This window comes from Leclercia sp. UBA5076 (genome assembly GCF_002416465.1).
Taxonomy (GTDB): domain Bacteria; phylum Pseudomonadota; class Gammaproteobacteria; order Enterobacterales; family Enterobacteriaceae; genus Enterobacter.
In genome coordinates this window covers 118299-138247 of sequence record NZ_DIAO01000009.1, presented here as the reverse complement: position 1 = coordinate 138247, position 19949 = coordinate 118299, and the positions used below count along the sequence as shown (strand labels likewise).

General features: G+C 58.3%; 16 protein-coding genes. 6 read left to right on the top strand and 10 right to left on the bottom strand.

All coding sequences use genetic code 11. The features are described from left to right. Positions 1 to 16 precede the first annotated feature (16 nt). Complete coding sequence (tkt, locus tag B3X29_RS09835; protein ID WP_103180667.1) at positions 17 to 2005, top strand: transketolase; 1989 nt, start codon at positions 17 to 19, stop codon at positions 2003 to 2005. Positions 2006 to 2091: 86 nt separating this feature from the next. Here tkt and B3X29_RS09830 read toward each other — a convergent pair whose 3' ends face one another. The 3 genes from B3X29_RS09830 to aegA form a co-directional block, all read right to left on the bottom strand. Beyond that, complete coding sequence (locus B3X29_RS09830; protein ID WP_159340068.1) at positions 2092 to 3135, bottom strand: DUF1176 domain-containing protein; 1044 nt, start codon at positions 3133 to 3135, stop codon at positions 2092 to 2094. Positions 3136 to 3260: 125 nt separating this feature from the next. Next, positions 3261 to 3836, bottom strand: a complete 576-nt coding sequence (nudK, locus tag B3X29_RS09825; protein ID WP_103181120.1) for a GDP-mannose pyrophosphatase NudK — start codon at positions 3834 to 3836, stop codon at positions 3261 to 3263. Positions 3837 to 3901: 65 nt separating this feature from the next. Next, a complete protein-coding gene (gene aegA, locus B3X29_RS09820) occupies positions 3902 to 5863 on the bottom strand; it encodes a formate-dependent uric acid utilization protein AegA (protein ID WP_159340067.1) in 1962 nt (653 codons plus the stop codon). 197 nt (positions 5864 to 6060) lie between these two features. On the opposite strand from aegA, the gene narQ reads away from it, so the two are divergent. Beyond that, a complete protein-coding gene (narQ, locus tag B3X29_RS09815; protein WP_159340066.1) occupies positions 6061 to 7755 on the top strand; it encodes a nitrate/nitrite two-component system sensor histidine kinase NarQ in 1695 nt (564 codons plus the stop codon). A 199-nt stretch (positions 7756 to 7954) separates the two neighbouring features. Continuing rightward, positions 7955 to 11068, top strand: coding sequence for a multidrug efflux RND transporter permease AcrD (gene acrD / locus B3X29_RS09810; protein ID WP_180209675.1), 3114 nt, complete (start codon positions 7955 to 7957; stop codon positions 11066 to 11068). 107 nt (positions 11069 to 11175) lie between these two features. On the opposite strand, the gene ypfM is transcribed toward acrD, so the two are convergent. Further along, positions 11176 to 11235, bottom strand: a complete 60-nt coding sequence (gene ypfM / locus B3X29_RS09805) for a protein YpfM (protein ID WP_015572204.1) — start codon at positions 11233 to 11235, stop codon at positions 11176 to 11178. Between the two features lie 389 nt (positions 11236 to 11624). On the opposite strand from ypfM, the gene B3X29_RS09800 reads away from it, so the two are divergent. Genes B3X29_RS09800 through B3X29_RS09790 form a run of 3 tightly spaced genes read left to right on the top strand, consistent with a single transcriptional unit; the run spans position 11625 to position 13336 of the window. Beyond that, the gene (locus B3X29_RS09800) at positions 11625 to 11981 is read left to right on the top strand and encodes an ArsC family reductase (protein WP_103180672.1); all 357 of its coding nucleotides are present in this window, start codon (positions 11625 to 11627) and stop codon (positions 11979 to 11981) included. A 3-nt stretch (positions 11982 to 11984) separates the two neighbouring features. Continuing rightward, positions 11985 to 13112: a succinyl-diaminopimelate desuccinylase gene (dapE, locus tag B3X29_RS09795; RefSeq protein ID WP_156655013.1), complete on the top strand. Its 1128-nt coding sequence runs from the start codon at positions 11985 to 11987 to the stop codon at positions 13110 to 13112. 26 nt (positions 13113 to 13138) lie between these two features. Further along, a complete protein-coding gene (locus tag B3X29_RS09790; protein WP_039029679.1) occupies positions 13139 to 13336 on the top strand; it encodes a YpfN family protein in 198 nt (65 codons plus the stop codon). A gap of 38 nt (positions 13337 to 13374) precedes the next feature. Here the strand turns inward: B3X29_RS09790 and ypfH are convergent, their stop codons facing one another. The 6 genes from ypfH to dapA form a co-directional block, all read right to left on the bottom strand. Continuing rightward, complete coding sequence (gene ypfH, locus B3X29_RS09785) at positions 13375 to 14070, bottom strand: esterase (RefSeq protein ID WP_103180674.1); 696 nt, start codon at positions 14068 to 14070, stop codon at positions 13375 to 13377. A 73-nt stretch (positions 14071 to 14143) separates the two neighbouring features. After that, complete coding sequence (locus B3X29_RS09780; RefSeq protein ID WP_409454961.1) at positions 14144 to 16144, bottom strand: tRNA(Met) cytidine acetyltransferase TmcA; 2001 nt, start codon at positions 16142 to 16144, stop codon at positions 14144 to 14146. A 15-nt stretch (positions 16145 to 16159) separates the two neighbouring features. Continuing rightward, entirely contained in the window at positions 16160 to 17023 is an 864-nt protein-coding gene (gene ypfJ / locus B3X29_RS09775) for a KPN_02809 family neutral zinc metallopeptidase (protein ID WP_156655015.1), read from the bottom strand. Positions 17024 to 17149: 126 nt separating this feature from the next. Next, positions 17150 to 17863, bottom strand: a complete 714-nt coding sequence (purC, locus tag B3X29_RS09770; RefSeq protein ID WP_103180677.1) for a phosphoribosylaminoimidazolesuccinocarboxamide synthase — start codon at positions 17861 to 17863, stop codon at positions 17150 to 17152. A 110-nt stretch (positions 17864 to 17973) separates the two neighbouring features. Continuing rightward, positions 17974 to 19008: an outer membrane protein assembly factor BamC gene (bamC, locus tag B3X29_RS09765; RefSeq protein WP_103180678.1), complete on the bottom strand. Its 1035-nt coding sequence runs from the start codon at positions 19006 to 19008 to the stop codon at positions 17974 to 17976. A gap of 16 nt (positions 19009 to 19024) precedes the next feature. Further along, on the bottom strand, positions 19025 to 19903 hold the full coding sequence (dapA, locus tag B3X29_RS09760) for a 4-hydroxy-tetrahydrodipicolinate synthase (RefSeq protein WP_103180679.1): 879 nt from the start codon (positions 19901 to 19903) through the stop codon (positions 19025 to 19027). Between the last annotated feature and the right edge of the window lie 46 nt (positions 19904 to 19949).

Genomic DNA, 19949 nt, shown 5'->3' with positions numbered 1-19949 from the left:
TGCCATGGAGTGAACTATGTCCCGTAAAGAGTTAGCCAATGCCATTCGCGCCCTCAGCATGGATGCCGTGCAAAAAGCCAATTCCGGTCACCCAGGCGCGCCGATGGGCATGGCCGATATTGCCGAAGTGTTGTGGAACGACTTCCTGAAACATAACCCTAACGATCCGACGTGGTATGACCGCGACCGCTTTATTCTCTCTAACGGTCACGCCTCGATGCTGCTTTATAGCCTGCTGCACCTCTCCGGCTATAACCTGCCGCTTGAGGAGTTGAAAAACTTCCGTCAGCTGCACTCAAAAACGCCGGGGCACCCGGAACTGGGTTATACGCCAGGGGTTGAAACCACCACCGGTCCGCTCGGTCAGGGGCTGGCGAATGCGGTCGGGCTGGCGATTGCCGAGCGCACGCTGGCGGCGCAGTTTAACCAGCCGGGACATGAGATTGTCGATCACCATACCTATGTCTTTATGGGCGATGGCTGTCTGATGGAGGGGATCTCGCACGAGGTCTGTTCCCTGGCGGGCACGCTGGGCCTGGGCAAGCTGATCGGCTTCTACGATCACAACGGCATCTCCATCGACGGCGAAACCGAGGGTTGGTTCACCGACGACACGGCCAAACGCTTTGAGGCCTATAACTGGCACGTGGTGCATGAGATTGACGGCCACGATCCAGAGGCACTGAAAGCGGCCATTCAGGAAGCGCAAAGCGTAACCGATAAACCGTCGCTGATAATCTGTCGCACGGTCATCGGATTTGGTTCCCCGAACAAAGCCGGCAAAGAAGAGTCCCACGGCGCGGCGCTGGGGGAAGAGGAAGTAGCTCTGACGCGGCAGAAGCTGGGCTGGAAATACCCGGCCTTTGAGATCCCTAAAGAGATCTACAAAGCCTGGGATGCCCGTGAAGAGGGCGAAAAAGCGCAGGCGGCCTGGAACGACAAATTTGCTGCCTATCAGAAAGCCCATCCGGAGCTGGCGGCAGAGTTCAGCCGTCGCATGGGGGGTGGCCTGCCTGAAAACTGGGAAGAGACCACCCAGGCGCTGATTGAGAATTTACAGGCTAATCCGGCGAAAATCGCCACCCGTAAGGCCTCGCAAAACGTCCTTAACGCTATTGGCCCGATCCTGCCGGAGCTGCTCGGCGGCTCGGCGGACCTGGCACCGAGTAACCTGACTATCTGGTCGGGCTCCACCTCTCTCAAGGAAGATATTGCCGGGAACTACATCCACTACGGGGTGCGCGAGTTCGGCATGACCGCCATTGCCAACGGTATCGCCCACCACGGCGGGTTCGTGCCTTATACCGCCACCTTCCTGATGTTTGTGGAGTATGCGCGTAACGCCGCGCGTATGGCGGCACTGATGAAGGCCCGGCAGATCATGGTTTATACCCACGACTCCATCGGTCTGGGGGAAGATGGCCCAACTCACCAGGCGGTGGAACAGCTGGCCAGCCTGCGTCTGACGCCAAACTTCAGCACCTGGCGACCGTGCGATCAGGTTGAAGCCGCTGTCGGCTGGAAGCTGGCGATAGAGCGTCACAACGGCCCGACGGCGCTGATCCTCTCCCGCCAGAACCTGGCGCAGATCGAGCGTACCCCGGAACAGGTGAAAAATATTGCCCGCGGGGGATATATCCTGAAAGACAGCGGCGGCAAGCCGGATCTGATTCTGATTGCGACCGGTTCGGAGATGGAGATCACCGTCAAGGCGGCGGAGAAGCTCACCGCCGAAGGCCATGCAGTACGGGTGGTGTCGCTGCCTTCAACGGATATCTTTGATGCTCAGGATGAAGAGTACCGTGAGTCGGTGCTGCCATCAGACGTGACGGCCCGTGTAGCGGTGGAAGCGGGTATCGCGGACTACTGGTACAAATATGTCGGGCTGAAAGGGAAGATTGTCGGCATGACCGGCTACGGTGAATCCGCCCCGGCCGAGAAGCTGTTCCCGTTCTTCGGCTTTACGGTGGAGAATGTGGTCGAGAAGGCGCAGGCCTTACTGTAAGGGGTTTGCCCGGCGGCGCTGCGCTTGCCGGGCCTGGAAGGTTAACGTCATCCGTGGGCCGGGTTAGCGCAGCGCCACCCGGCATTTTAGCGCGTTATCCACAACGTCGGCCATGCATCCGGCCCATGCCAGTTATCACAGCTTGGCTCTTCCGCATACCGTACCAGACGGAAGCGCTGACCGGTAAAACGCCAGCGCGTCTGGATGCCGCAGTCGGCAATCCCGCGTCCCAGCGCCAGGGTCGTCAGCTCGCGGCTCTTCTCATCAAAACTGGCGTTCATTAACTCCATCTCGCTGCTGTCGCTGGCGGGAACAAACGGCAGGCGCAGACGTACCGCATGGGAAGCAAACGGCTTTTTGCGTGAGACCAGCCAGGCCAAATCGACGGTGTTGTACGCCCCCGCCTCGCAGCCAACCATCAGCAGCGCTTTGTCATCCGTCAGGGCGGTGACCCGCACTTCACGACGCGCCGGGTCAAGTGAACACTGGCTGTTGTTGATACGCCAGGTGCCATAGTCGAGCAGATCGCTGCGCTCCTCGCGGGTGAGCGGCGTCGGCGTCGGGTTTACCACGGCCACCTCTTTTAGCGCCGGTGCGGGCGGTACGCTCAGCGGGGGTTGCGCCCCTTTGTTGATCCACGCGGTTTCGCTTCCGCCACGCTTTTGCTGGGCATCAATAAACTGTATCGCCTCTTTCATCCCATCCAGGGAGATGACCTGCTTGCCACCAGCGAGCGTGATGACCCTTTTTTGCTGAAGCGTAGTCAGCAGGGCAGTAATGGTGGCGGCATGGTCGGTCGTCAGACGCCAGGGGGTGATTTGCCAGTGCGGGGGGCCAAGCTGCAACGGCTCGCCGTCGAGCAGCAAGCGGGGAGCAATGGCGGGCTGTTTAGGATCGGGCGTTGCCAGCCCACCGAGATCGATGCGCAGCAGCGCGTCAGTTTTTGCACCCGCGCTGCGGCTTAAGGTCATCACCAGCCCGTGATGCTCGCCGGTGTTACGGGCGATGCAAAAGTTCTGGTTGTTGCAGGTCACCTGCCAGTCGATAAACGACCGCTGTGCAGGTGCTGCCCGGGCTAACGTCGCGGGCAGCACGCTGAGCATGAAAACAAGTAAAAGGCAGTGACGCATGAATAGCAGGATCCCGGAAGCAATAGCTGAACAGACAGAGCGTATCTTCCTGCTCAGACCGGGGTTGCTCAATCAGATTTATCGGATAGATTTATTCTGAATACATCTTATTAACGGCAACAAGATCAAGCCATTAACCCGGAACTTTGCAAATACTGTAATAATATCACCGTTTTGCCGTCCCGTATTTCACCCGATTGTATCATCGATAATGCCTGAGCAAAGGGCAGCTCCAGCACCTCGATCTCCTCATCTTCGATGCCCCCGCCCTCTCCGGCGCGCCGGGCGTCGCTGTATTCCGCCACGAAGAAATGGACGATTTCCGTTACGCCGCCCGGAGACATATAGAGCTCAAAAACTTTGCGTGCCTCGCCGACGACAAAGCCGGTCTCTTCAATCGCCTCTTTGCGAATGCACACTTCCGGCTCATCGTTATCCAGCAGTCCGGCACAGGTTTCAATCAGGCGCCCGTCGGGGTTGCCATTCACCCAGGTGGCAATGCGGAACTGGCGAATCAACACCACGCTCTGCTTCTCACGGTTGTAAAGCAGGACCGTGGCACCGTTGCCCCGATCGTAAACTTCGCGTTTGTGGCGCACCACCTCACCGTTACGCCGCGTCAGATCGTAGGTCAGGTTGCGCAGGATGAAATAGTTATCCGAAAGGCACTTGTCTTTAATTAATTCAATTTTCACGGTAATACGGGCTCCGTTGCGCTCAATACTGGCCATACTACGCTGCGAAGCCCGCCTTGTCGCCCGTCGGGTTAATGTTCGGTGGGAGAAGCGACCCCAAGCCAGTCGGCGATCCCCAGGGCGGCGTGTCGCCCTTCCGCCATCGCCGTTACCACCAGATCGGCTCCCCGCACCGCGTCGCCACCGGCAAATATCTGCGGGTTGCTGGTCTGGTAGCGATAGCGCGATTCCACGCTTGCCGCAATCCTGCCCCAGTCATCCACCTCAACCCCCTGCGCCTGTAGCCAGGGCATCGCATGCGGGTTAAAGCCAAAGGCCATAATCACCGCCCCGGCAGGCATCACAAACTCGCTGCCCTCGATGGGCTCCGGGCGACGGCGTCCCTGCGCATCCGGCTCACCCAGCCGGGTGCGCAGCAGGCGGATGCCGTTGACCCGCCCGGCGTCATCGAGGGTGAGCTCCACCGGCTGGACGTTAAACTCAAAGGTCGCTCCCTCTTCTCTGGCGTTTTTAACCTCTTTTTTCGAGCCCGGCATATTGGCCTCATCCCGGCGATAGGCGCAGGTGACATTCGCCGCTCCGTGGCGCAGAGCGGTGCGCACACAGTCCATCGCCGTATCGCCGCCGCCCAGCACCACGACGTTGAGTCCGGCGGTATCGACGAAGGGCTCTTCCACCGACGGCGGCAGCCCCATCAGCTGACGGGTATTGCCCACCAGGAACGGCAGGGCATCATAAACGCCCGGCGCATCTTCATTAGGAATACCCGCTTTCATTGAGCGATAGGTTCCCACCCCGACAAAGAGGGCATCGTACTCGCTGAGCAGCTGCGCCAGCGGGATATCTTTACCCACCTCACAGTTCAGTTCGAAGCGGATGCCCATGGCGGTGAAGATCTCCCGGCGGCGGGCCAGCAGGGATTTATCCAGCTTAAAGGCCGGAATACCGAAGGTGAGCAGGCCGCCAATTTCCGGGTGGCGGTCAAAGACCGTGACGCTGACGCCGCGACGGATCAACGCGTCAGCGCACGCCAGCCCGGCGGGCCCAGCGCCGATGATGGCCACCTGCTTATTGACCGGCGTAACGTGGCTCAGGTCCGGTCGCCAGCCTTTCGCCAGCGCCTGATCGGAGATATAGCGTTCGATGTTGCCAATGGTCACCGACCCGGCCACGTCGCGCACCGTGCAGGCGCCTTCGCACAGTTTGTCCTGCGGGCAGACCCGGCCTGTTACTTCCGGCAGGCAGTTGGTCTGGTGAGAGAGCTCGACCGCCCCAGCGATATCCCCCGCTTTCACCCGTTCGATCCACTGGGGGATATGATTGTGCAGCGGACAGGTCCATTCGCACACCGAGTGCTCGCCGCAGGTAAGGCAGCGGTCGGCTTCCCGCTTCGCCTGTGCCGGACGGAACGGCAGATAAATTTCGTTAAAATTGCCCGCCCGCGCCTCAGGGGAGAGCTTATCTGGCTCCCCGCGCGCGGGCGTAGCTGCCAGCTGCTCGCGTTTGCTACCTGTTCTGGTCACGCTCGCCGCCCGGGTCTGCCACGGCTGGGCCTCATGGCGCGCCGTGCGCATTTGCCGGGCGCGGGCCAGCTGGTTCAGGTTATCGGGGGTCACCAGCGACAGGGCATCCGCCGGGCAGTTCGCCACACAGGCGGGCCCCTGCGGGCGCTCAAGGCAGAGATCGCACTTCTGGGCGGTAGCCGCCAGCGGTGTGGTGACAATCTCGATGGTGCCAAACGGGCAGGCAATCACACAGGCTTTACATCCGATACATTTGTGCTGCTCCACCTGTACACTGTCATGCATGCGGCTGATAGCCCCGTTCGGGCAGCTCTGGACGCAGGGGGCGTTTTCACAGTGGTGGCAGGTTACGGCGCTCTGTTTATTGCCCTCTTTGACCACGGTGATGCGCGGGGTAAAATGGCGCTGGCTGAGGACATGCTGCTCATTATTATGTGCCATGACGCAAGCGACCTCGCAGGCATAGCATCCAATACATTGCTGGCTATTTGCCATAATAAAACGGTTCATGACGGTTCCCTTGCTGGCCCTGATAACCTTATTCTTTTAACGGAATAGTGTATTTACCCACCGCAACGGTAACAGGCAATGTTCATTTGCCCAGGAACGGAAAATATTTCGCCTGAACCTGTATCAGATCAATTTATTTCAGCGCGGGTGAAATTACGTTTCATTCCCTTGCACAAATGCTTATCAGGACGCGACCGGTGAGAGTTAAACAACCTGTTTCACGCAGCCTTGCCCGGGCCTTTTTCTCCATCATTGCCCTGTCGCTGCTGACCAGCGCGATTGCGCTGTTTACTCTCGCCAGCGGCCAGCGTGATGCTGAAGCCATCAACCTGGCCGGTTCGTTACGGATGCAGAGCTATCGCCTGGGTTACGACATTCAGCGGGGCAGCGTCGACCTGGTGCCTCATCGCCGGATCTGGCAACAAACCCTGGACGCCCCTGCCCTGCAAACCCTGAACAGCTGGTATGTCCCGGACGAGGTTAAGCAGCGCTATCGCCAGCTGCAGATCCGGTGGCTGGCGGTGGATCAGAAACTCGCTCAGGGTAATTACGCCTGGTATCAGGCGCAGATGGACGAGTATGTGGCGCGTATCGACGCCTTTGTCCTCTCCCTGCAGCACTATGCCGAACGTAAGATCACCCTGGTCTTCGCCATCTCCTTTGCCGGTGGGGCCAGTATTTTTCTGCTGGTGTTTGTCACCCTCCGCCGCATCCGCCAGCAGGTTGTCGCCCCGCTCAATCACCTGGTCACCTCCAGTCTGCGCATTGAACAAGGTCATTTTGATACCCCGGTGCCGAATACCGATCTCTCCAATGAGCTTGGCCTGCTCTCCCGCACCTTTAACCATATGTCGGCGGAGCTGCACACCCTCTACCGCTCGCTGGAGATTTCGGTTGAAGAGAAGACGCATCACCTGCACGAAGCCCACCAGCAGCTGGAGATGCTGTTTACCTGCTCCCAGGCGTTGAACACCGGCAAGATTGACAGTCACTGCTTCCGGCACATCCTGCATATTGTCTGCGAATATACCGGGATCACGTATCTGGCCCTGCACACCAGCGACGGCTGGCAGATGCAGGAGGGCGAAGCCGCACTGCATCTCGACACCCAGGTACTGCCGGTAGTGATGATGGAGACCCGCTTCGGTGAGCTGCGCTGGCAAAGCGCGCAGCGCCCCGTCCCGATGCCGCTGATGAAAAGCGTGGCGACGATGCTTGGCCGCGGCCTCTTTTCCAACCAGGCGCAGAAGCACTATCACCAGCTACTGTTGATGGAGGAGCGCGCCACTATTGCCCGCGAACTGCATGATTCGCTGGCGCAGGTGCTCTCTTATCTGCGGATCCAGCTGACGCTGCTCAAACATGCGGTGCCGGAAGAAAACGAAACGGCGCAGGGGATCATTACCGATTTTTCCCAGGCACTGAATGCCGCCTACCGCCAGCTGCGCGAGCTGCTTACCACCTTCCGCCTGACGCTGAACCAGGCCAATCTGCCGGCTGCGTTGCAGGAGATGCTGGATGACTTACAAAAACAGACCGCTGCGCGGCTGACTCTCGACTGCCAGCTTTCGTCTCTGGCGCTGGATGCACAGATGCAGGTCCACCTGTTGCAGATTGTCCGGGAGGCGGTACTGAACGCCATCAAGCATGCGCAGGCCAGCGACATCACGGTCTGCTGCATCACCGCCCCGGATGGCAAGCACACGGTGACAATTTGCGACAACGGCATCGGCATTGGTGATGCCAGCGAACCTCCGGGCCACTACGGTCTGAACATTATGCGTGAACGTGCCGACCGGCTGGGGGGAACCCTGAGCTTCTCACAGCCGCCAGCCGGCGGTACCCAGGTCAGCGTGCGCTTTTGTTCTTCGACCGCAACCGAGGGTAAATAACGGTAAAAACAGGCGGGGGATCGCCTGTCAGCCACGCCGATGAACAATACTCACCGCTGCACCAGGGCGATGTCGCGGAAAAAGCGCATGATAATTTACATTATCTCCTTTATTTCTCCACGTTTGACATCTCCCTTGCCGCTAGAGTGAAGCGGGCTATCTACAATGACGACGCGCAGCAAAACGAGGTCCTATTTTAATGGCGAATTTTTTCATCGATCGCCCCATTTTTGCCTGGGTGCTGGCAATTTTATTGTGCCTGACCGGCACGCTGGCTATTTTTTCTCTCCCTGTTGAGCAGTACCCGGATCTGGCCCCGCCTAACGTGCGGATCACGGCTAACTATCCGGGGGCATCCGCACAAACTCTGGAGAACACCGTTACCCAGGTGATTGAACAGAATATGACGGGCCTCGACAACCTGATGTACATGTCTTCCCAGAGCAGCGCCACCGGCCAGGCGTCGATAACGCTCAGCTTTACCGCGGGCGCCGACCCGGATGAAGCGGTGCAGCAGGTGCAGAACCAGCTTCAGTCAGCCTTGCGTAAGCTGCCGCAGGCGGTGCAAAACCAGGGCGTGACGGTGCGTAAAACCGGCGATACCAACATCCTGACCATCGCCTTTGTCTCCACTGACGGTTCAATGGATAAGCAGGATATCGCCGACTATGTCGCCAGTAATATTCAGGATCCGCTGAGCCGTATCAACGGCGTGGGGGATATCGACGCCTACGGGTCGCAGTACTCCATGCGCATCTGGCTCGACCCGGCGAAGCTCAACAGCTTCCAGATGACCGCGAAAGATGTCACCGACGCCATTGAATCGCAGAACGCCCAGATTGCGGTGGGTCAGTTGGGGGGCACGCCGTCCGTGGATAAACAGGCACTGAATGCCACCATTAACTCCCAGTCGCTGTTGCAAACGCCCCAGCAGTTCCGCGACATCACCCTGCGTGTCAATCAGGATGGCTCCGAGGTGCGCCTGGGGGATGTCGCCACCGTGGAGATGGGGGCCGAGAAGTATGATTACCTGAGCCGCTTCAACGGTAAGGCGGCCTCCGGGCTGGGGGTTAAACTGGCTTCCGGCGCCAACGAGATGGCCACCGCAGAACGGGTTATCGACCGTCTCGACGAGCTGTCGCACTACTTCCCGCACGGGCTGGAGTACAAAATCGCCTACGAGACCACCTCGTTCGTGAAGGCTTCTATTGAGGATGTGGTGAAAACCCTGCTCGAAGCCATCGCGCTGGTGTTTTTGGTCATGTACCTGTTCCTGCAAAACTTCCGCGCAACATTAATCCCCACCATCGCCGTTCCGGTAGTGTTGATGGGCACCTTCACGGTGCTCTACGCCTTTGGCTACAGCATCAACACCCTCACCATGTTTGCGATGGTGCTGGCGATAGGCCTGCTGGTGGATGATGCCATCGTGGTGGTGGAGAACGTTGAACGTATCATGAGCGAAGAGGGACTCTCGCCCCGGGAAGCGACGCGTAAATCGATGAAGCAGATCCAGGGCGCGCTGGTGGGTATCGCCATGGTGTTATCGGCGGTATTTGTGCCGATGGCCTTCTTTGGCGGTACCACCGGGGCGATCTACCGCCAGTTCTCAATAACCATCGTGGCGGCGATGGTGCTGTCGGTGCTGGTGGCGATGATCCTCACTCCAGCGCTGTGCGCCACCCTGCTTAAACCCCTGCATAAGGGGGAGCAACACGGTCAGAAAGGCTTCTTTGGCTGGTTCAACCGCATGTTTAACCGCAACGCGGCGCGCTATGAGGCGGGCGTGGGACGGGTTCTGCATCGCAGTCTGCGCTGGATGCTGATCTACATTCTGCTGCTGGGGGGCATGGTTTTCATGTTCCTGCGGCTGCCCACCTCGTTCCTGCCGCTTGAAGACCGGGGCATGTTTATTACCTCCGTGCAGTTACCGAGCGGCTCGACCCAGCAGCAGACTCTGAAGGTAGTGCAGCAGGTGGAGTCGTACTTCTTTAACCAGGAGAAAGACAACGTGCTGTCGGTCTTTGCCACCGTCGGCTCCGGCCCGGGCGGGAACGGACAGAACGTGGCGCGTATGTTTGTCCGTCTGAAAGACTGGGATGAGCGCGATGCCACAACCGGCAGCTCGTTTGCCATTATCGAGCGCGCCACCAAAGCCTTCAGCCGCATTAAAGAGGCGCGGGTCTTTGCCAGCAGCCCACCCGCCATCAGCGGGCTCGGCAGTTCGGCGGGCTTTGATATGGAGCTGCAGGATCACGCCGGGGCCGGACATGATGCGCTGATGGCCGCCCGCGACCGTCTGCTGGAGCTGGCCGGAGAAGAACCTTCCCTGACCCGCGTGCGTCACAACGGTCTGGACGATAGCCCGCAGATGCAGATCGATATCGATCAGCGTAAAGCCCAGGCGCTGGGCGTCTCCATCGATGATATCAACGACACCCTGCAAACCGCGTGGGGTTCGAGCTACGTGAACGATTTTATGGATCGTGGCCGCGTGAAAAAGGTCTACGTGCAGGCGGCGGCCAAATACCGCATGCTGCCGGACGATATCAACCTGTGGTACGTGCGCAATAAAGAGGGCGGCATGGTGCCCTTCTCGGCCTTTGCCACCTCGCGCTGGGAGACGGGCTCGCCGCGCCTGGAGCGCTACAACGGCTACGCCGCGGTGGAGATTGTCGGTGAAGCCGCGCCGGGCGTCAGTACCGGAACCGCGATGGATGTGATGGAAAATCTGGTGCGGCAGCTGCCTGCCGGATTTGGTCTCGAGTGGACCGCCATGTCCTATCAGGAACGCCTCTCGGGAGCCCAGGCTCCGGCGCTGTATGCCCTGTCGCTGCTGGTGGTATTCCTCTGTCTGGCCGCGCTGTATGAGAGCTGGTCGGTGCCATTCTCGGTGATGCTGGTGGTGCCGCTGGGGGTTATCGGCGCCCTGCTCGCCACCTGGATGCGCGGCCTGGAAAATGATGTCTATTTCCAGGTAGGGCTGTTAACGGTCATCGGTCTGTCGGCGAAGAACGCCATTCTGATTGTCGAGTTCGCCAACGAGATGAATGAAAAAGGTCAGGAGCTGATGGCCGCCACCCTGGAAGCCTGTCGCCAGCGCCTGCGCCCCATCCTGATGACCTCGCTGGCGTTTGTGTTTGGCGTTCTGCCGATGGCCACCAGCTCTGGCGCGGGCTCCAGCAGTCAGCATGCAGTGGGTACCGGGGTGATGGGCGGGATGATTTCGGCCACTGTTCTCGCCATTTACTTTGTTCCGCTGTTCTTTGTGCTGGTACGGCGACGTTTTCCGTTAAAGGAAAAACAGAAATAAGATCTTGATAATAAAAAAGGCGTCCTTACCGGCCGCCTTTTTTGTGTGTTAATTTTCACACTTTTATTATTTAGAAAATTAAGTGCTCTTGCGTTACTTGCTGAATGTCATTTACGAAGCATGCCTTCGATAAAATCTTTCCAGTTCCCCAGTTCACGTTCAATCATAACTACCTCTCTTATTATTATCGGCCATTCTACGAGAATATATCATCATTGTGAAGAGTTTTTAATCAGTGATACTGCTCTACCCCCGTTGGTACGACTGGCTTGTAGATACTATGGGCTCTTCGCGTTAAATTTTATGTGACCAACTGCAATATTTTGAAATAACCTTAATCAGGGCCGGGAAAATAACTTTGTAGCTGTTCTTAAATGCATTTTTGGCTATCAGCGCCCTATGCAATAAAGATGAAATTATATTCAGGACTTAAGTGCAATTTGTCACGCTGCTGAATATTCAATAAGGTAATAAAACAAATGTGTTATATTTCCACAAACGTTTACTCATCGAAATTACTGAGCAACTGACCACTTTTAAGACAAAAGGATTCACCATGATCACCCTGTATGGCATTAAAAATTGCGACACCATTAAAAAAGCCCGCCGCTGGCTGGAGCACAACAACATTGAGTACCGTTTTCACGACTATCGCGCCGACGGTATTGATGCTGATTTGATGCAGAAATTTATTGCTGAGCTCGGCTGGGAGGCGCTGCTCAACACGCGCGGCACCACCTGGCGCAAACTGGATGAAAGTGTGCGGGCCAGCATCAACAATGCCGACAGCGCAGCCGCATTAATGGTGGAAATGCCCGCAATCATCAAACGCCCATTGCTCTGGGCGCCCGGTAAGCCTATGCTGCTGGGTTTCAACGAAAATCAATACCAAACCTATTTTATTGAGGTGTAGTCTATGTCATGCCCGGTCATTGAGCTGACTCAGCAGCTTATTCGCCGCCCCTCCCTGAGCCCTGATGATGCGGGTTGTCAGGCTCTGATGATCGAACGCCTGCGGGCGATTGGTTTTACCGTCGAACCGATGGATTTTGGCGACACGCAAAATTTCTGGGCCTGGCGCGGCCAGGGTGAAACCCTGGCATTTGCCGGACATACCGATGTGGTACCCGCCGGTGATGCCGATCGCTGGATCAACCCTCCTTTCGAACCGACCATCCGCGACGGCATGCTCTTTGGTCGTGGCGCGGCAGATATGAAAGGATCGCTGGCAGCGATGGTGGTTGCCGCCGAACGTTTCGTGGCGCAATACCCGAACCATAAAGGCCGCCTGGCGTTTTTAATCACCTCTGATGAAGAGGCCAGCGCTAAAAACGGCACCGTGAAGGTGGTTGAAACGCTGATGGCCCGTAATGAACGTCTGGATTACTGCCTGGTGGGCGAGCCGTCCAGCACCGAAATGGTGGGCGACGTGGTGAAAAATGGCCGTCGCGGCTCTATCACCTGCAACCTGACCATTCACGGTGTCCAGGGTCACGTGGCTTATCCGCATCTGGCCGATAACCCGGTGCACCGCGCCGCGCCGATGCTCGAGGAACTGGTTGGCATTGAGTGGGATAAAGGCAATGAATATTTCCCGCCGACCAGCATGCAGATCGCCAACATTCAGGCCGGTACCGGCAGCAACAACGTGATCCCTGGCGATCTGTTTGTGCAGTTCAACTTCCGCTTCAGCACCGAGCTGACGGATGAGATGATCAAAGCCCGCGTCGTGGCCCTGCTGGAGAAACACCAGCTGCGCTACAGCATCGACTGGTGGCTTTCGGGCCAGCCGTTCCTGACCGGGCGCGGCAAACTGGTGGATGCGGTGGTTAACGCCATCGCGCACTATAATGAAATTAAACCGCAACTGCTGACCACAGGCGGTACCTCTGACGGGCGCTTTATTGCCCGCATGGGTGCACAGGTGGTCGAACTTGGGCCGGTGAATGCCACGATTCATAAAATCAATGAATGCGTGAATGCCGCTGATTTGCAACTGCTGGCCCGTATGTATCAACGTATCATGGAGCAACTTGTCGCCTGACGGTTGCCCCAAAGAAGGATAAGCGAATGGACTGGCTGGCTAAATACTGGTGGATCCTGGTACTGGTTTTTCTGGTAGGCGTACTGCTGAATGTGATCAAGGATCTCAAGCGCGTTGACCATAAGAAATTCCTCGCCAACAAACCTGAACTCCCCCCACATCGTGACTTTAACGACAAGTGGGATGATGAAGACGACTGGCCGAAGAAAGACCAGAAGAAGTAATGCCTGCCCCTCTCCCCCGGCGGGGAGAGGGTTATCCGCTAAAAGAACTCCACGATGTCGTCATCATTGGGCTTGCCGCCGCTGAGCGCTTCATCGAAGTAACGTTTCGGCACGGTAAAACGCAGGTGATCCAGCGCAAACTGCATGCTGCGATCGTCAATGGCGTGCCCCAGATCGTCGACAATATCCAGCGTCACATCACCGCCCGCGCGGATCAGCGCCTCCTGGGCAGCAACCGCATGGGAGAGCTCAATCACGCGATCGTCCCCGCCGTGGATCAGATGAATAGTGGTTCTGGTGGTCGCCTGTCCGGGCAAGGTCGCATAGCGGCCATTAAAAGCAATTACCCGCGAGACCAGGCCTGGCTCCGCTTTTATGCTCTCCAGCGCCATAATCGCTCCCTGGGAAAAACCGATCAACGCCGTGGCATCCGCCTTCACACCGCTTTGCTGCTGCCAGTAACGCACCGTTTCGACAAAGGCCGGCATGATGGCATCCACGCGCTCCTGACGGCTCTCTTCGGTCACGCCCTGCACGGAAAACCACTGACGGCCGTTCGGGCCGCAAGGCTCCGGAGCGCCCACGCTCACCACAAGCGCGTCAGGAAACAGGGGTGCAAACCAGCGGCCAATCTCCCCCATATTGACCGGGTTGTCGCCAACGCCATGAAACAGCAGCAAAAGCTGTTTGGCTGGCATAGCGGGGCTCTGGACAACAAAATGGTCATGTTTCATGGCAGTCTCCTTAATGGGTAAGCGGGATTCTACGCCTGACAGGCAGAATGAACATGCCAGTTTACTGATGAAGTTATTGAAAAAATTGCCATTGCAAAACCGTCTGCTTCAGCTCCTGACAGCGCTGACTGTCCAGCTGCGCCAGCGCCTGGCCCGCCTCGCTGCGCAGATAATTCAGTAACGCCTTGCGCCCGTTCAGCCCCAGACTCTGGCTCAGAGCGCCGTCGTCCCGGTCCTGCTCGATTTTGCCCCGCAAGCCTGCCAGGGGCAGAACCGTTGACCGCAGCAGGCGCGTCAGACTGGCAAACGACGCCGTGAGGGGGCGATGCGCAAAAGCAAATCCGGCCAGCTCCAGCCAGTCATCATCATTAAGGGTAGACTCACCCGCGGGCTCTACCGGGATCTTTTCTCCGTTCATGCGTTCAATCACTGCGGCATCACGACAGAGCCGCTGATGCTCGCGCTGACACAGCGCCTGCCCCGCCGGGCTAAGCGGCAGGAGTGCCATCGCCGTGAAGCAGCCGCTGCTGGCCTCCCGGTGGCTCCCCATCCGCACCAGCACAAAACCGCAGCGCTGCCAGAAACGCCAGAGCGCGTCGGTGTAACCAAAGCTCACAGAAAGGTAGTCGAGGCTCGTCTGCTGGCAGGCCGCGGCCACCAGCGCCCGGCCAATGCCTTCGCGCTGGCGGGCAGGATGAACGGCTACGCGGGTCACCCGTCTCGCGCTCAGCGTTGCCGCCAGGGGCGAGCCCCCGTGTGCCGCCAAAGATTGCGCCACCAGATTGCCGCGCGGACGCCGGTAGCCCGCCCATACCGCCTGGCTGAGCGCCGGGCTTAAGCCTCCCTCCCCCACCAGCCACAGCGCGCCGCAGACGCTCTCCCCTGCCCGGGCGACGGCAAAATGCTGTCCGGGGGCATCCATCATGCGTCGCAGATCGAGGGGGGATGTCCGGTAGTGGGCCGCGCAAAGCAGTTTATAGACCGCCGCCGGGAGCGCAGGGGCGCGGTTCCAGGCCTCCTGCTCCAGGGTTGCGTAGCCGATCTCCCCCTGCGGGATGCTGTCGTCGGGCTCATCATCAAACAGCAGCACCTGGGCGATAAGGCGCTCCAGCGGGCAGCCTGCCGCCCAGCGCACCGGGGTGGAGAGGGTGAAGTAACGCAGCCCGGCAAAACGGGCGCAGAATTTCAGCAGGAACCCCCTGCCGGTGCCCTCATAGCCCTGCACCGTGGTGGTCAGCAGGACCCGGGGAAAGCGCGTCACCAGCCGCTCCAGCAGCGGTCCGGGAATGGCCGCCGCCTCATCAACGATCAACCAGTCGGCATGTTCGTCCGGGGCCAGCAGCGCGTCAGGGGCCATAAAGCGATAGCGCTCGCCACCGAAACGGGCAATGACGTCGGTCGCCGCCCTGGCGGGAGCGGTGACAATGGCGTTGCCCATAATGCGATGCAACAGCATGCCCGCCAGTGCCGACTTGCCGCGCCCGCGCGGAGCGGTGACGGCGGCGACGCCTTCAGGCATGGTAATGAGCTGGTCCAGTATCGCAGCCTGCTCGCTCTGGGGCTCGCCGCTGGCTGGATGCCAGTCGGGTGCGGGTGGCGTTGGCGTAAGCATAAAAGGCTCGCCCTGCTGCCAGCGTAACACCTGCGGATCGCCCAGGATGTGGCGGCAGAAGCGGTCAATAAAGCGCGGCGTAGGGATGGGCTCTGGCCTGTCGCTCCAGCGCAGCGAATCCTGGTCGGGAATCTTTGGCCAATGCGTCAGGTCGGGTGTGAGTAAAACCAGTAGACTGCCGGCTCGCAGGGTGCCCGCCACGGCAGCAAAGGCCGAGACGTCGAAGCCGTGCCGGGCGTCGAAGATAGCGTGAAGAAACTCACGGCCCAGCAGCCGATGCAGCGCCTGGGGCGCGCAGGATGGCGGCTGCGGGGCATCAGCGCCAATCCACAGCCACTCCCCGGGATACTCCTCTTTCAACAGCCGCGCCTGCTGCTGCGTCCAGGTTTCATCCCCGCTCAGCACCAGCAGCCGCCGGTGCCCTTCCCGCGCCAGTTGTTCAGGCAGGCCTGATAAATTCATCCCTGACATTGAAAATTACAGCGCCTTGCCGAAGGTATTGCACTGTGCCGGATCGCCGCCGTCAAAGCCCTTTTTGAACCAGTTATAGCGCTGTTCTGACGTACCGTGCGTAAAGCTGTCTGGCACGACATGGCCCTGACTTTGCTGTTGCAAACGGTCATCGCCAATGGCGTGGGCCGCGTTGAGGGCCTCTTCCAGATCGCCCGCCTCCAGCACGCCCTCCTGCTGCATCTTGTGACCCCAGACGCCGGCGAAGCAGTCGGCCTGCAGTTCCATGCGTACCGACAGGGCATTCACCTCTTTCTCGCTGGCATTCTGCTGCAGCTGACGCACTTTAGGTTCAATCCCGAGCAGTTTTTGCACGTGATGGCCGACTTCATGGGCGATAACATAGCCCTGGGCAAAGTCGCCGTCGGCGCCCAGCTTATGTTTCATGTCATCGTAGAAGGAGAGATCGATATAGACGGTAGAGTCAGCAGGACAGTAGAACGGACCCATGACCGATTGTCCGGTGCCGCAGCCGGTGCGGGTGGCGCCGCGATACATCACCAGCTTCGGTTGCTGGTAGGTACGGCCCATTTTTTCAAACAGCTGGCCCCAGGTATCTTCCGTGGTGGCGAGAATGACCGACGTAAATTTCGCCGCCTCGTCTTCACTTGGGCTGATGGAACGCGTTGCCTGCTGCTGTTGCTGAATCGGTTGCCCGGTTAACAGCCCGCTCAGGTCGACCCCGTAGTAGCCCGCCACCACGACCACCAGCAAAATAATAATGCCGCCCTTGCCTCCCGGCAGGCGAAATCCCGGGCCGCCCATTGACGGGCCCCTACTGCTGCGTCTGTCATCCACATTGTCACTTTCACGACGCCCTTGCCAGCGCATAATCCCACCTCGAAAAATATCATCTTGATAACAGGTATGATCGTAGGCGCTTCGAAGCAAGATTACCACAGGAAACAGGAGTGAGATGCCAGAGGAGGCTGTGCTCCTCTGGCAGGTAGGGCAGGATTAATCGAGTTTAACACCCAGACGGTGAGCAACGGCTTCGTACGCTTCAATCAGGCCGCCCAGGCTTTGGCGGAAGCGGTCTTTGTCCATTTTATCCAGGGTCTCTTTGTCCCACAGGCGGCTGCCGTCCGGGGAGAATTCATCACCCAGCACCACCTCACCTTTATACAATCCGAATTCCAGTTTGAAGTCGACCAGAATGAGGCCCGCGTCGTCAAAGAGCTTCTTCAGCACGTCGTTGGCTTTGAAGGTCAGCTCCTGCATACGCGCCAGATTCTCTTTGCTCACCCAGCCAAAGGTTTCGCAGTAAGATTCGTTGACCATCGGGTCGTGCATGGCGTCGTTTTTCAGGAACAGGTCGAACAGCGGTGGGTTCAGCTCCATGCCCTCTTCGATGCCCAGACGCTTCACCAGGGAGCCCGCGGCGCGGTTACGAACGACACATTCAACCGGCACCATGTCCAGCTTCTTCACCAGACACTCTGTATCGGACAGTAACGCTTCCATCTGCGTCGGGATACCCGCCTCTTCGAGCTTGCTCATAATGAAATGGTTGAACTTGTTGTTCACCATGCCTTTACGGTCAAACTGCTCAATGCGCGCGCCATCTCCTGCTGACGTATCATTGCGGAACTCGAGCACCAACAGATCCGGGTTTTCGGTGCTGTATACGGTTTTCGCTTTGCCACGATACAACTCAGCTTGCTTCTGCATCTTCATTACTCCTGGTGTGATGATTTGTGTTCAAAACTGGAGATATTATGCCACGCACACGTTTGCGTAGCACGAAAATTAAAAGGGCTGGATTAACCAGCCCCTTTTTTTTACTTGCTGAATGCCGCCTGAAGGACAGCGACCAGCGCATCATTCTGCGACTGGGTCAGCGTATGGCCTTTCGGATCGATAAACTGCAGGCTGCTACGGTTATCCAGATCGCCGACCTGAAGTTTGTAATCGCCCGAAGCCAGACCCGGATCGCGTACGCCCAGCTCTTCCCAGCTGCTGTCAGAGAGCGGTTTGTAGGTGAGCGTCATGCTGCCGGTTGAGCGGGTGCTGTCGGTGACTTTCATGCCGACACGCTCAAGGGTGGAAGGCAGACGCTGCCAGACCTGGTTGAACGGACCACGCACTACCAGCATTGGCAGACCGGTATCGTCGGCAGCGCTCTGCACGTCGAAGGTGGCACCATTACGGTTCTGAGCGGCATTCGCCGCGTCGGTGGCGCTCTTATCAAGACCCGCAGCAATCACGTTAAGCAGCTCGGTGCTGTAACGCTGCATGGATGCCGCGTCGGCAACCGGTTTGCCCGCCTGCTCCAGGTTGATGAGTTTAACCACCACCGCCTGCTGATAACCCTGAGGTTTAACAGAGACTTGATAGCGCCCACGGTACTGCTGGTCTTCATCCAGACGGCTCCATTCGATCCAGTCTGTCGTCAGCGTCTGGCTGGCATCGTCGCGCTGGGTAATCGCGTAGTTCTTCGACTGAAGTACGCTCACCACCTGCGGCCACAGCCCGGCATTGCGCGCGCTCTCAACCTGCAGCGTCGCGGTATCGCCGGTGAACTGAGTACGCGCCCCGCTTACCAGCGCCAGAGGCTGTGCTGGCGGACGAATATCAAGCGCTTTGCCTACCGCGCCGCTACCGTTGGCAACCGGAATGTTGTAGTCGCCATTCTGAATGGGCAGGATCATGCCAGCAGGTGCATGAAGTTCAGCAAGCGGCGCAGCATCCAGATAGGATTCGTCACCGCTCACCTGGCGCTTGTAGCGTGAATCTGAGCTACAGGCCGCGAGCAGCATAACAAGCGAAACACCCGCAACCTTCACCAGGCGCGACTTCTGTACTGAGTAAGCCATCAAATCTCCCTAAACTTTACAGCAGACCGGCATGCTTCAGCGCCGCAGTGACCGTTTCACGACCGTGGTCGGTAATCGGGGTCATTGGCAGACGCAGCGTATCGGTCGCTACAAGTCCCAACTCCTTACATGCCCATTTCACTGGGATTGGATTGGGTTCGACAAATAATTTGTTGTGCAGCGGCATCAGACGCTGGTTAATCACACGCGCTTCCTGGAAATGACCAGCCGCAGCCAGTTTACACATTTCAGCCATATCGCGGGCTGCAACGTTAGAGGTCACGGAAATCACGCCGTGGCCGCCGAGCTGCATAAAGTCCAGCGAGGTCGCATCATCGCCACTCAGCAGAATAAAGTCGTCTGAAACCAGCTCTTTGATCTGATGAACGCGGCTTAAGTTCCCGGTCGCCTCTTTAATACCGATAATATTTTTTACTTTCGCGAGGCGGCCTACCGTTTCTGGCAGCATATCGCAGCCAGTGCGCGACGGCACATTATACAGAATTTGTGGCAAGTCAGTATGTTCAGCGATGGCTTTGAAATGCTGGAACAGACCTTCCTGGGTAGGACGGTTGTAGTATGGGGTTACCGTCAGGCATCCCACCACACCACTGTCGTTGAAGCGCTGGGTCAGACTGATGGCTTCAGCCGTGGCGTTGGCACCTGTACCAGCGATAACCGGGATACGCCCGTCAGCCAGTTCAAGGGTCATCAACACCACTTCGCCATGCTCTTCGTGGCTCAACGTAGCAGACTCACCGGTAGTTCCTACCGAAACAATCGCCGAGGTTCCGCTGGCGACATGATAATCAATCAGTTTCTTCAGGCTTGACCGGCAGACATTACCTTTCTCATCCATCGGTGTTACAAGCGCGACAATACTTCCCGTGAACATGGGCCATCCTCTGTGCGTACAAGAGCCTCAATGGTACGTTTGGTGC

Excerpts from the sequence above, each read along its gene's own strand:
- tkt (WP_103180667.1), top strand. The coding sequence starts at position 17 with ATGTCCCGTAAAGAGTTAGCCAATGCCATTCGCGCCCTCAGCATGGAT.
- acrD (WP_180209675.1), top strand. The coding sequence starts at position 7,955 with ATGGCGAATTTTTTCATCGATCGCCCCATTTTTGCCTGGGTGCTGGCA.
- B3X29_RS09780 (WP_409454961.1), bottom strand. The coding sequence starts at position 16,144 with ATGAATTTATCAGGCCTGCCTGAACAACTGGCGCGGGAAGGGCACCGG.
- aegA (WP_159340067.1), bottom strand. The coding sequence starts at position 5,863 with ATGAACCGTTTTATTATGGCAAATAGCCAGCAATGTATTGGATGCTAT.
- ypfH (WP_103180674.1), bottom strand. The coding sequence starts at position 14,070 with ATGAAACATGACCATTTTGTTGTCCAGAGCCCCGCTATGCCAGCCAAA.
- B3X29_RS09800 (WP_103180672.1), top strand. The coding sequence starts at position 11,625 with ATGATCACCCTGTATGGCATTAAAAATTGCGACACCATTAAAAAAGCC.
- B3X29_RS09830 (WP_159340068.1), bottom strand. The coding sequence starts at position 3,135 with ATGCGTCACTGCCTTTTACTTGTTTTCATGCTCAGCGTGCTGCCCGCG.
- dapE (WP_156655013.1), top strand. The coding sequence starts at position 11,985 with ATGTCATGCCCGGTCATTGAGCTGACTCAGCAGCTTATTCGCCGCCCC.
- ypfJ (WP_156655015.1), bottom strand. The coding sequence starts at position 17,023 with ATGCGCTGGCAAGGGCGTCGTGAAAGTGACAATGTGGATGACAGACGC.
- bamC (WP_103180678.1), bottom strand. The coding sequence starts at position 19,008 with ATGGCTTACTCAGTACAGAAGTCGCGCCTGGTGAAGGTTGCGGGTGTT.
- B3X29_RS09790 (WP_039029679.1), top strand. The coding sequence starts at position 13,139 with ATGGACTGGCTGGCTAAATACTGGTGGATCCTGGTACTGGTTTTTCTG.
- dapA (WP_103180679.1), bottom strand. The coding sequence starts at position 19,903 with ATGTTCACGGGAAGTATTGTCGCGCTTGTAACACCGATGGATGAGAAA.
- purC (WP_103180677.1), bottom strand. The coding sequence starts at position 17,863 with ATGCAGAAGCAAGCTGAGTTGTATCGTGGCAAAGCGAAAACCGTATAC.